At 57.2% G+C, this 12,166-nt stretch carries 11 protein-coding genes; 4 read left to right on the forward strand and 7 right to left on the reverse strand.

The window, feature by feature from the left end:
* The first annotated feature begins 82 nt into the window (after positions 1-82).
* Entirely contained in the window at positions 83-1,240 is a 1,158-nt protein-coding gene (dinB, locus tag EH31_RS05770) for a DNA polymerase IV (RefSeq protein WP_034958603.1), read from the forward strand.
* Here the strand turns inward: dinB and EH31_RS05775 are convergent.
* From EH31_RS05775 to EH31_RS05785, 3 genes are all read right to left on the reverse strand, one after another.
* Positions 1,222-1,722 (reverse strand): NUDIX domain-containing protein, encoded by a 501-nt coding sequence (locus EH31_RS05775; protein WP_034958604.1) that lies wholly within the window; start codon positions 1,720-1,722, stop codon positions 1,222-1,224. The two genes, dinB and EH31_RS05775, sit on opposite strands and share 19 nt — an antisense overlap.
* Positions 1,710-2,330: a 6-phosphogluconolactonase gene (locus tag EH31_RS05780; RefSeq protein ID WP_034958607.1), complete on the reverse strand. Its 621-nt coding sequence runs from the start codon at positions 2,328-2,330 to the stop codon at positions 1,710-1,712. The genes EH31_RS05775 and EH31_RS05780 overlap by 13 nt, the downstream gene beginning before the upstream one ends.
* 67 nt (positions 2,331-2,397) lie before the next feature.
* A complete protein-coding gene (locus EH31_RS05785; RefSeq protein ID WP_034958609.1) occupies positions 2,398-2,961 on the reverse strand; it encodes a TMEM165/GDT1 family protein in 564 nt (187 codons plus the stop codon).
* Positions 2,962-3,083: 122 nt separating this feature from the next.
* Here EH31_RS05785 and EH31_RS05790 point away from each other — a divergent pair, with 122 nt between their 5' ends.
* Genes EH31_RS05790 through EH31_RS05800 form a run of 3 tightly spaced genes read left to right on the forward strand, consistent with a single transcriptional unit; the run spans position 3,084 to position 6,186 of the window.
* The gene (locus tag EH31_RS05790; protein ID WP_034958611.1) at positions 3,084-3,878 is read left to right on the forward strand and encodes an SDR family oxidoreductase; all 795 of its coding nucleotides are present in this window, start codon (positions 3,084-3,086) and stop codon (positions 3,876-3,878) included.
* Positions 3,875-5,083, forward strand: coding sequence for an acyl-CoA dehydrogenase family protein (locus EH31_RS05795; RefSeq protein ID WP_034958614.1), 1,209 nt, complete (start codon positions 3,875-3,877; stop codon positions 5,081-5,083). The genes EH31_RS05790 and EH31_RS05795 overlap by 4 nt, the downstream gene beginning before the upstream one ends.
* Positions 5,084-5,088: 5 nt before the next feature.
* Positions 5,089-6,186: an acyl-CoA dehydrogenase family protein gene (locus tag EH31_RS05800; RefSeq protein WP_034958617.1), complete on the forward strand. Its 1,098-nt coding sequence runs from the start codon at positions 5,089-5,091 to the stop codon at positions 6,184-6,186.
* A 21-nt stretch (positions 6,187-6,207) separates the two neighbouring features.
* On the opposite strand, the gene EH31_RS05805 is transcribed toward EH31_RS05800, so the two are convergent.
* From EH31_RS05805 to EH31_RS05820, 4 genes are all read right to left on the reverse strand, one after another.
* A complete protein-coding gene (locus EH31_RS05805) occupies positions 6,208-6,822 on the reverse strand; it encodes a hypothetical protein (protein WP_034958619.1) in 615 nt (204 codons plus the stop codon).
* 7 nt (positions 6,823-6,829) lie between these two features.
* Positions 6,830-8,497 (reverse strand): glycosyltransferase family protein, encoded by a 1,668-nt coding sequence (locus EH31_RS16800; protein ID WP_051698967.1) that lies wholly within the window; start codon positions 8,495-8,497, stop codon positions 6,830-6,832.
* Positions 8,490-10,856, reverse strand: coding sequence for a glycosyltransferase family 4 protein (locus EH31_RS05815; protein ID WP_051698968.1), 2,367 nt, complete (start codon positions 10,854-10,856; stop codon positions 8,490-8,492). Before EH31_RS05815 ends, EH31_RS16800 begins: the two co-directional genes overlap by 8 nt.
* A 70-nt stretch (positions 10,857-10,926) precedes the next feature.
* Positions 10,927-12,150, reverse strand: coding sequence for a polysaccharide biosynthesis/export family protein (locus tag EH31_RS05820; protein WP_241765834.1), 1,224 nt, complete (start codon positions 12,148-12,150; stop codon positions 10,927-10,929).
* Between the last annotated feature and the right edge of the window lie 16 nt (positions 12,151-12,166).

Consider the following 12,166-nt stretch of genomic DNA (forward strand, 5'->3'; position numbering starts at 1 on the left):
CAAAATGGGTGGAAGCCCGCTTGGTTCCAGCGCCGCCACTGCGATACTTTCTTCGTAAGGGGAAACGCACTAGTTTAAAGCGATGGCTGACACGACGCGCAACTTTGATGAATTGCCCGATGAGGCAGCCAACGAAGCAGCCAACGAAGCAGCCAATGAAGCAGGAGGCCTGCGCAAGATCATCCATGTCGATATGGACGCGTTTTTCGCAAGCGTAGAGCAGCGCGATAACCCGGAATTGCGCGGTAAACCCGTGGCAGTGGGCGGTTCAGGCGGGCGCGGTGTGGTCGCCGCAGCGAGTTACGAAGCGCGCAAATTCGGGGTGAAAAGCGCCATGCCCTCGGTAACGGCAAAGCGGCTTTGCCCCGATCTTATCTTCGTGCGCCACCGCTTTGACGCCTATAAAGAAGCCAGCCGCCAGATCCGCCGCATCTTTGAACACCACACACCGCTGGTGGAGCCGCTTAGCCTTGATGAGGCCTATCTTGATGTGACCCAGGACCGGCTTGGCATTGGGTCCGCCACCCGCATTGCGGAACTCATCCGGCAGGAAATCCGCGCCAAGACCAGGCTGACGGCGAGCGCTGGCATTTCGTATAACAAATTCCTCGCCAAGATCGCGAGCGACCAGAACAAGCCCGATGGGATTTTTGTGGTGCGCCCCGGCGAAGGCGCTGATTTCGTGGCTGGCCTTCCCATTCGCCGCTTTCACGGGGTCGGGCCCAAGGCGGAAGAGAAGATGAGGCGGCTCGGCATTGAAACGGGTGCAGATTTGGCGACCAAGGATATCGCGTTTTTACGATCCAATTTTGGCAGCTTTGCCGATTACCTCTACCGCGCTGCGCGGGGCGTCGACCTTCGCCCTGTCAGCGCGCACCGTGTACGCAAGTCGGTAGGCGGGGAGCGCACCTTTAGCGAGGATATTTCCAGCGGCGCGGCGCTGCGCGAGACGCTGGAAAATACGATCGAATACGTCTGGGAGAGCATTGAGCGGACAAAAGCGCGCGGGCGAACGGTCACGTTGAAAATGAAGTTCAACAACTTTAAAAACATGACGCGCTCCAAATCGGTCACCCACTGGATCGAGACGAAAGAGGAATGGGCCAAGCTTGCCCGTGAGCTGTTGGAAGAAGCGTTGCCCCTGCCCATGCCGATACGCCTGATGGGGCTGACCTTGTCCAACCTCGATCATGGCGAGGAAGGGCAAAAAGAGGATAGCGCTCAGCTGTCGCTTTTATAAGCCTGCCAGATTGCGATGCGTTTAGGCACATTGCGGGTGAGCAATTGGGGGAGCGCATCGTCAGGAAAGAACCGCGCCTCCACAATCTCGCGCCCGTCTGGTTGGGGCAAGGTATTCACCTCAACCGTGAACAGGTACGATGTGTGCGGAGAGCCTGAAAGCGTCTCGTTCAAAACTCCCAGCGGCTTCAATGCGGCCACCTCAAGCCCCACCTCTTCGCGCAGTTCGCGCCGCGCGCAATCGTGCGGGTCCTCTCCCGGCGACATCCCGCCACCGGGCAGCCCCCACGCTTTGGGGCCATAGGAATGGCGCAGGAGCATCACCTCGCCCGCTTCATTGGTGACGATCACGCTGATCCCGGAAATGGGAGTTTTGCGCCATTTGCGCCAGCGGTGGCGGACGCGGTGCGCAATCTGCAAGAGAGCCCGGTGAAGCGGCGCTGGCAACACACGCTCGGCAGACTTCTCAATCAGGTGAAGCATGTGACCGATTGGGAAGCTGCACCCAAAAGACGCGCAATCGGCAAATCATGCTCCCCCTTTATCGCAGCACCGAGCACGCCGAGCTTATCATCGCCCCGGATCACAAACATCAAAGCGTCGCTGTTGAGAAGCGATGGAATGGTGAGCGTAATCCGGTCAAAGGGCGCTTCGGGGGGGAGAGGATCGGGGGTGAGCCTGCGGATGGCGCGGCGATCATCCACTTGCGGGTCGGTATTGGGAAAGAGCGAGGCGATATGCCCATCTCCGCCCATTCCCATCCAACACAGGGCGAAATGCGGCGGCTGCGCGCCTTCGGTAAGCGTGACGACGCGCGCGCCCACAGGCTCAAAAATCGCGCGGATCTTGCCAGTGTTGGACGCTGCGTGGTCCTCTGGCACAATCCTGTCATCCCCCGGCCAAACGGCGATGCGCGCCCAATCAAGCGGCGCTTTTACAAGCTCTTCAAAAATCGGAAACGGAGTGGAACCGCCCGGCACACTCATCGCGGTTTCGCCGGGCGTTTTCGCAAGCGCATCGCCCAACCGGGCTGCAATCCACTGCGCAATCTCGCCAGCGTTCTGACCACTCACTAATGTCACATTGTCCATGGGCCCACCCATAGCAAAAGGGCCGCATTGGGCCAGTGCAATGCGACCAGAATACGTTTGCAGACGTCTAGAGAAACTGGAACCGCGCGTTCAGGCCGATCACAGCGCCCGCAATTCCCATGCAGAAGGCAAACACCAGACGAATGGTCCTGAGCGGCATCTTGCGCAAAGTCTCTGCGCCAAGCGACCAACCAAGGACCACCGCTGCAACACTGGCGATAACGCCCCCTAACAGCGCGGTTGTCGGGAACACCGCCCAGGCGGCAAGCGCGAATATCGCGAAGCGCGCGGCATCCTGCATCTGGCGAAAGATCAGCACCGCGCCGATTGCCACATAAGAGCGGGTGGGCTCTTTCATCGGCTTGATTTTGACCGGCCACGCAAGTTCCACCGCACCTGCGATTAGGGCAAAGGCCACAAGCATTTCCGCTGCACGCCGGGGCAGGATTTCGGCCATTGTAGAGCCCGCATAGGCCATGACGGCAGCGGTCGCGATGGCGCAGGCGACACCGATAATGAGCAGCGGCACATTGCGATCCGTCGCGGAGGAAAACTGCGCAATGATCATCTGTTCGCGCCCGCCAAGCGCGATCAGAAATGTCAGGATCAAGGCAAGGAGAAAGGCGTCCATTTGCGCCCTCTAGCATGGGCATGGCCGCTGACTAGTGGGGCGACGTGAAACAATTGCGATTTGAAACCTAGCGTGAGAGCAAAATCCGCGTTACGCCTTTGCCAGAGAGAACAGGAGAGGCAATGAAACTCGAAGCTGGAATGGCCGCGGTTGTGACCGGCGGCGCATCGGGGCTTGGCCGGGCGAGCGCTGCGGCGCTGGCGGAAAAAGGGCTGAAAGTCGCGATTTTCGATATCAATGATGAGGCGGGCGAAGAACACGCAGCCGCCATTGGCGGCACCTTCCACCATGTCGATATCATGTCCGAAGAAAGCGTGGAGGCAGGCTTTGCCGCCGCGCGCGCCGCCAATGGTCAGGAGCGCGTCACCGTCCACTGCGCCATGGCGAGCAAGCGCGGCAAGACCATCGGCTTTGACAAGACCACGGGCGGGTTCAAGCGCCTTCCCACCGAAGATTATGCCTTTGGCGCTGAGGGCATTCTCGTCGCGAGTTACCGCGTCGCCAGCATCTCGGCGCTTGGCATGGCGAACAGCGATCCCGTCAATGACGATGGCGAGCGCGGCTCGATCACATTGACCGCCAGTGTGGCGGCTCAGGACGGCCAGATTGGGCAGGTTATCTATGGCTCGTGCAAGTCGGGGGTAAACGGACTTGTCCTGCCCATGGCACGCGATTTGATGGACCTTGGCATCCGCGTAAACAGCGTGATGCCGGGGATTTTTGCGACCCCGCTGATGCTGGGGATGAAGGATCGCAATCCGCAAATGTGGGACCAGTTGAACGCCAGTGTGCCCTTCCCCAAGCGTTTGGGAGAGCCCGAAGAATTTGCCTCGCTGATCTGCGAGATTGCCAGCAACAGCTACATCAATGGCCACCAGTTCCGTCTCGACGGTGCAATCAGGATGCCCCCTAAATGAACGTTGAATTTTCACCCGAGCTCGAAGCCTTCCGCGCTGAAGTCGCAGAATTCTTCGCCACTGCACCAACGCCAGCGATCCGTGAGGCTGGGCGCAAGACCACAAGCGTGTTTGCACCGTTTGATCAGTGCATGGAATGGCACCAGATTTTGGCCAAAAAAGGGTGGTCTGCGCCGCATTGGCCGGTCGAATATGGCGGCACCGGGTGGAGCGTGGAGCAGCGCTTTATCTTCGCCGAAGAATACCGCAAGGCTGATCTGCCCCCGCTCTTGCCCCAGAGCCTTGGAATGGTGGGGCCGCTGCTGATCGACATTGGAACCGAGGAGCAGAAGGCGAAGTACCTCCCGCCGATCCTCGCTGGCCATGACTTCTGGGCGCAGGGGTATTCAGAGCCGGGGTCCGGGTCAGACCTCGCCTCGCTCCAATGCCGGGCTGAAGCGGACGGCGATGATTACATCATAAACGGCTCCAAAATCTGGACCACCTACGCCCACCACGCCAACCGCATGTTTATGCTGGTGCGCACCGACAATTCGGGCAAGAAACAGCAAGGGATCACCTTCCTCCTGCTCGACCGGGTGGATTACCCCGGCATGGAAATCCGACCCATTGTAGGGCTCGACGGGATGCCCGAACAATGCGAGGTTTTCTTCGACAATTGCCGCGTGCCGCAATCGGGCCGCGTCGGCGCGGAGAACGACGGGTGGAGCGTTGCCAAGCACCTTCTCAAACACGAACGCGGCGGTTCTGCCGCCTCGCCAACATTGGTGCGCTATCTTGAAAAGGCAAAGGAAGCAGCGGCGGTGACGCCCTCGCCCTTTGGCGGAATGCTGGCCGATGATCCGGTGTTTCAAAGCGAATTTGGCGAGCTTCATGCCGATGTCGCCAGCCTTTCGCATATGGAAAAGCTCGCGATCAGCGGGCACGAAATCGCGACTGATCCGGCCTTTCCGTCGCTCAACAAGACCATCAATTCAGAGCTCGTCCAGCGCGCTTCTGTCCTGATGAGCAAGGTGTCGGGCGTTGGCGGATTGGCGCGCCAGTTGGAGGCATTGCGGGTTGGCTCGAACGTCGAACCGCAAGGCAGCGAATTCGATCTCATCACCATGCCGCTTTATCTCAACAGCCGCGCGACCTCGATTTACGCAGGCTCAAACGAGGTTCAACGCGACCTTATCTCGCGCAGTCTTGCGGCAGGAGCGTAAACGACATGGATTTCAGCTTCAGCCAGGAACAGGACATGCTGCGCGACAGTGTCGCAAAGCTTCTGGAACGCGGTTACGATTTCGACACGCGCCAAGCGCTTGTGGCGTCCGACGCGCCTTGGTCAGCGGATGTTTGGGCACAGTTCGCAGAGCTTGGCCTGACCATGCTGCCCTTTAGCGAGGAACAAGGAGGGCTTGGTGGATCGGTCGCCGATTGTGTGGCGTTCGCAGGGGTATTCGGTGAGCATCTGGTGGTGGAGCCTTATGTTACCTCCACCCTGCTTGCTGGAGGAGCGCTGGCCGCAAGCGGAACGCCGCTGGCCCTCGAATGGATCGAAAAGCTCGCCAGCGGCGAGGCCACCCTCGCTTTCGCCTATGAGGAAGGGAACGGCACCGCCACTCCTGAGCAAATCGCGATGACGGCGACTCCGGCGGGCGACGGGGTCAATCTAACCGGCGAGAAACGCCTTGTGATCGCAGGCGATGCGGCGGATGGCATGGTCGTGGTCGCGCGTTCGTCCGATACCGGCAAGCTGGGCTTTTATCTGGTGCAGGCTGGCGCGGATGGGCTCACTACGCGCCCCTATAAGACAATCGACGGGCGCGCTTCGGCGACTGTCGTGTTCGACAATGTGGCAGCGTTCGTACTGCTCGAAGACGCTGGTGAAGCGCTGGACGCGATCCTTGCCAAGGCGATTATTGTCGCGTCGGCAGAGTGTCTGGGCGCGATGAAGGCGCTGCTTCGCCTCACGTCGGAGTACGCCATGACCCGGAAACAATTCGGCCAGCCCATCGGCATGTTTCAAGTGGTCGCACACAGGCTGGCGGACATGAAAATCGCTTACACCAAGGCGCTTTCCACGCTCACCTACACCACCGCGCTTGCCAACTCAGGCGCGGCCACCCCCCGCGATATTGCAACGCTTAAGGGGCAGATGGGTAAGCTGGGCCGTGAAATCGGGGAAGCAGCGATCCAGACGCATGGCGGGGTTGGCATGACCGACGAGCTTAGCGTCAGCCATTTCCACAAGCGCATCCTCGCCTTTGACGCCAGCCTTGGCGCGCACGCTTTTCACTTGCGCAAAGTCGGGCAGATGGCCTGACCGCCCAAGCGGTACTCACTTTTAGGGCCCTCGAAGCAGACTGCAGGACGCAGTGAAGAACGCTTTCGCATCGGCAAAGTTCCAGCCCGAAAGCTGAAGCAAAGTCAAGAGTACGGCAACACGCTCAGCCTTAGAAATATCAGAACTGGCTCGAGCCTTCGCCCTCAGTGTCCCCGCAATCCGATCACGGTCGCTCAGAGCATTTTCATTGCTAGGGTCTTCGCTGCACGCCTGCCCGACGACCTTTGCTGCCTCCTTCAAGCGGCCCTGCCGCTCTAAAATACTTGCAAAAAGAAGGCGCGCATTGGTCTTGGCATTTCCAAGAGCATTAGGTTCACGCAAAGCGATCTGCGCAAGGATCATCGCGCTTGAAAGCTGATTCTGGACCGCTTGCTTGTGCGCCTCGGCCAGAGCCTCCCCGGCAGGGATTGCGAGGACATCGCCGATTCGCAGGGGTCGTGATGCTCCCTCTGCGCCCTCGCATGTACCAAGTTGCTTCCTTACCGCATTAAGCATCGCCAATGACCAGACCGGATCAGATTCCAACCGTGTGAGGACAAGCGGCAAAACAAGCTGAGCTGTGGCTATTGCTTCGGAATCGGGGATTTCCATTGAAGGCGGATCTTGATCTGTCATCGTTAGTTCAATCCGTGTTGGTTGAATATGCGAGCATATCGGTCAGGATCGCTTGCACGTCGCAATTATCTGGCACGATAAACTCCGCCATACGCCCCGCCTCGCTCACATATTCAAAGTGCCTTTGCGCCACATGATAATGGGGCCTATCGAAATAGTCGTCGAAAAGGACGACAGTGCCCGGCTTTGCTAACGCCATGGACGCAAGGAAACATGAAACGCGGAAGCGGCCGTCGATAAGAACGAGGTCCGGTGACGCAAGGTCTTCGCTGCGAATTCGCTTCCAGACTGAACTGCAATACAAAGGCCAAAGTTCAATCGCGCTGCGATCCGTGGGGCGTCCCCAGTCGCCTGTGGGGCCAATATTAACAGGGTGGGCAACAAGCTTTGCTCCTTGATTGACCTTGCGTGCATCAACGTTGGTGGCTTCGAGAAAATCAGCATCAGATTCCACCGAAATGATCGTCGACACACCGATAGTTGATGCCAAAACGGTGCTGCCACCTGCGCCGTATTCCAGCAAACACTGTGATTTTTCCAGCCGTGCAATCAATTTTTCAAGACCAGCGGTTTCCATGTGGGGAAGCCGCTTTATTTGTGGGAAGCGTTTCTGGATCCGTGCTTTGGCATCGTCTTTGGGAGGAGCGGATGGTACGGGTGCCGCAGCCACCGGATCAGAGGGCGGGGATGAAGGAACTGCAGAAGGCTTTTCTTCCTTTGGCTTTGTTGCCTCACCACCTGCCATTGCTTCACCAAAAACGACTTCGGAAGTTCGCGTAGGAAGCTTCATTGGATTTTCTCTAAGTGGACCGGATTGGTTATGGAAAATACGCTCAAACTCATCCTGCTCTAGATCGGCCATTTGCGTTGGCACACGCGGCGCAATCACCGTCCGGTTAAAGCCCATGCGGTCAAATTCTTCCGGCTTGCAATGCAAACCAGATCGCCCAATAGGCAACCCCAAGTTGAATAGCGTCGAAATCCGCGCGGCCCCTTGTTTCAAGGTCGCACACTGCTTGACGAAATCCTGACTTGTCGCATCAGGATTGAACCCTTTGCTCTCCAGCCACTGCGTGATCTGCGAGGTGGGGCGCTGACGATATCCGTAAGGGCGCAATATGTTGAGATATTCATCGACCATTGGCTGACGCTTGAGCCAGAATTTACGCGAAAGACCAAAGCCCCAATTGTGCGCCATCGAGGTATACCTGTTAAGGCCAGCAAGCTGTTTTTCAGCACTCACCGTTACATCGGCAGGGTTTGCTGAGATCATTCCGACGCGCGGATCGCTTGCGAATTTGTCGGCCATCATGTCGATAACTTGCACATAACCGGGCGCAAGAACCAGATCGTCTTCACAAAACAGCACAAAATCAAAAGACCGTCGCACGAACAGCTCTCGTTCGATAAAATCGAAATGCAACGCGACGCCCAGGTTCTCTTCCTGAATAAACAGGTTTTCTTCCGGAACGAAGCGGCGCGCTGCTTGGGTCAATTTGGCGTGGCCGACCAGATCGCTTTTGGGATCGCCTTTGCAAAAACCGTCTTGAAAAATAAAGATTTCATAAGCGTCACCTACCGGCTTGCCATCCACATTCTGCTTCAGAATAGAAGGGACAACGGTCTCGAAATATTGGCTCCGATCATAGGCGACGATCGCAATAGCTTTACGCATACAGGCCCCCGTTGCTTGGGTCTTTGAACGCGTCGAGCGTGTCGAGACGGTTTAGGGCCAGAGCGTCGGTCAGAGCTCTGAAATCGGACTGTTCGCCATGACGATGAAGAAAGAAACCGCGCACGAAATAGGTCGGCAATCCACCGTCGGGTTGGGTCAACGCGGTGCATGATATTTCATATTCGCGTGGCGATTTCGAAGCAGGAAGATCAATCCAGACCCATCTGCTTTCATTAGGCGAAAGCACGCCCTCGTCGCGCTCGTCCTCGCAAGAAATCATATAATCGCACTGATTGTTTTCATCAGAACGCAACCACAAAAGCATGCGAAGACCGTCATGCGCTTGATCTATTCTGAACCGCAGCGCCCCGCTTTCATTGCGGACCCGGCAACCGCGATCTTCTGGCCAGAACCAGTCGAGATTTGAGCGATACTTCTCAGCCGAACTCATCCCTGGCCAGATGCGTGTCGAGGTGTTGCGGGTTATCGAATGCCAAGAGCCGAGGTGAGCGGCAGGCGTTTCAAGGCCTACCAGAGCCTTTTGCTCACCAGTTTTTCCTGCGTCTAGGAACGTCTCTAATTCTTGTGCGATCTGCCCTGCCACATCGCTCCACTTGCGCGGGGCGTAGCCTTTGGCAATGCGATCTTCCATGCTGGCCCGGTGACCTTCATCAAAGATCAGCCGTTCAGCCTGAATTACGAGTTCCTCCACCGATCCGCTGGTGAAATAGCTTGCAAAATCCTCGCCCGCCTCGGGGATGGAGGCCGCGTCTGACGCAAGGGGCACTTTGCCGTAACACAGCGATTCCGTGACCGGCAGCCCCCACCCTTCATAAGTGCTTGGGTAAACGGTAAAGCTGCAAGAGCGGTACAAAAGCGCCAGTTCTGCATCTGACAGGCCAGAGAGCATCACAACATGGTCTGAAAGCGCCTCATCGGTTTCGAGCCGATCGTAGATCATATCATTGAGCCATCCGCGATTTCCGACGCATACGAATTTGGGAATCGCATCTGCGCCGTGCTGCGCGATGAGACGCGACCACGCCTCAAACGCTAACATGTGCCCTTTGCGCGATTCGATTGTGGAGACGAACAGGACGAAGTTGCCCTCTTCGATTTGCCAGTCTTCAAGCGCATCTTCCTCAAGCTCTTCAATATCGGGCTTTCGAAAGTCGCAATTGAGCGGAATGACAGCAACATCCTGCTCGCGAACCTCGCGCCCTAATTGCGCGGCAACTTTGATCAAGTCTGTGCGCGTGGCTTTGGAATTGGCGAGGAAATAATCGGCATAGTCAAAGACGCCCAAAACCCAGCTGATGAAATCCTGCGTCAGCGCCCTTGTGCAATGTTCAGGCGTCATAATCGGGATCATGTCGTGGACGAAGGGGACATAGCGAATGCCACGTGTTTCTTTCGCATGGCGAACGTAGAGAAAATAATTCTGGATCCACCAGCTCGTCCCAAGGTTCACAAGCATCGCGCCGCGAGGGAACACAAATGGGCGCGAGAGGACGAGATGAAGGTGCAAATCTGACAAAGCGCGTTGCCACAAGGGATCGTCTGTTTTCCCGTCGATGGTGGCCAGCTTCACGAGCCGCGCAAAGATATCGAGCGGCACGCGTAGCCAGTCATCGCGGCTGCTGGTGAAACAACACAGATGGACAGACCGGTCTGCGGCTTTTTCAAGCTCAGCGGTGATCGCCTCAATTTGAACGCGCTGAATGCCCGTCGGCAGCCGCGCGTTGTTCCAAAACGAGATAAGGTCAGAGATATCAAACACGATGGCCGTCTGGGCCTGTGCATCACCGACAGCTTCTTCAGGTTCAGAGCTGCAAGCCACGATTTCGCGCAGCGTCGTGATAACGCCCGCTTCTTCATCGCTCGGCGGTAATGTCGCCAAATTGGCTATCGCCTTTTCTGCGTGTCCGTATTCCTTTTTGGCGGCCGTATCGCGCAAGAGGCTGAGGAGTTCATGCTCTTCGTGCGCGGCCTTTTTGCTTAGATATAAAGCAGCGGTGAAGTTGCGGATCGCCGGGCCTTGTTTGCCAAGCAGTTTGTAAACATGGGCCACATGCTGATAGCCATCGACATCGTCAGGTTGCGTCTTGATCGCGGTTTCATAGGCATCGGCTGCCTCTTTCAACCGACCTTGCTCTTTGCGCATGTGCCCAAGCTGCACCCAAATGCCGGTGAGCGTTTCATCCTCAGCAAGCACATCCATGTAATGCATTTCAGCCGTGACCCAATCGCGTTGGTCGCGCGCACCATCACCGCTCTGAATAGCGCTTTTGACGGATGGAGGCAGGCCGCTCCAAGAGGAGGAACTCTTGCCAAGGAGAAAATCAGTCAGGTTTGACATACGATTGTTTCCTGTTCGCGCACCGTTTCAATGGAGGTGGCGGTGGAGAGAGGGTTAATTGCAGCACCGATCAGTTGTTATTGGTTGTAGAAAGCGCATTGGTGATCCCGATAATCGAGAACGCGGCGCTTGAAATGGTCGCCACAAACCGCTGCAAATCGGCGCCAGGCGCGGTTGACACATAGATTACGTCTTCATCTTGGATGGCAAAATCTTGCATCGCGAAAAGGCTGGCTGGATCAGACAAATCAAGGCGATAGATGACCGGAACACGCCCGTCGGCGGTCACGCGCACATTGGGATCAAGGCTATCGCCCAAGGCCGCTTTGTCCTGCAGACGGAAGATAAAGACGCCCTTCACATCAGCCCGCCCATCGTTCAGTCCGCCGACCCGTCCCAAAGCCTCTGCCAAGGTTACGCCGGCACCATCGAATGGCACTTCTGCACTGGTGCGCACCGCGCCAAGGGCAACGAAGCTAAAGGGTTGATGAAGAACGGTCACAACATCGTTGGGAAAAAGCGGCACATTTTGCGAAGGGTCAGCAACAACGCGCTCAAGCGGCATAGATGCAACCTGCTGGCCCCGGGTGATCTGAATGATCGAACGGTCCACAGGATTGCTCGTGCCGCCAGCGGTAGCGACAGCATCAAGCAGGCGTTCTCCGCGCGCTGTCAAAGGCATGCGTGTGCTTTGTGTGACCTCTCCCAAGATCGTGACAGTCCGGTTTTGGTTCTGGACGAGCCGGACAATAGCTTGCGGATCGTGCGCGCGGCCTCTTAGGCGCCGAACGATTTCACGCTCAATATCAGAGACTTTGCGGCCCACCACGTTGATGGCGCCCACAAATGGGACGCTCACTGTGCCAGCGTCGCTTACCATTTGCTGCGGGATACCGACTTGTGATGCCAATTCAGGGCCAGCAGCAAGGCTTGCGTTTGCCCCTGTCGAGCCGAATAACACGGCAGGCGGCGCTTCCCATATGGCGATATCAAGCACATCACCATACCCTACCAATTCAATGGATGGCGCAGGCTCGGTGAAAATCTCGGCAAACTGAGAAGTGCGCCCATATTGATCCAGCCGAGACAATGCGCTGCTATTAAGCTCAACGATCTCAATCCCTTGACCAAGATAGCTTTGTGCGTTCGCATCGCGGATATCCCCGCCTCTGGGTCCACTGGCGCCGAGCGTTGAACACCCGGCCAAAGCGAGCGCCAAAACAGCGCCAATGACAGGTTTCAATTGATCGCCTATTGCCCATTTGGCGCCATGCGCTTGTGACATTGTGTTCATTGGTTTGGTCCAGATT

The sequence above is a fragment of the Erythrobacter longus genome, from assembly GCF_000715015.1.
Taxonomy (GTDB): domain Bacteria; phylum Pseudomonadota; class Alphaproteobacteria; order Sphingomonadales; family Sphingomonadaceae; genus Erythrobacter; species Erythrobacter longus.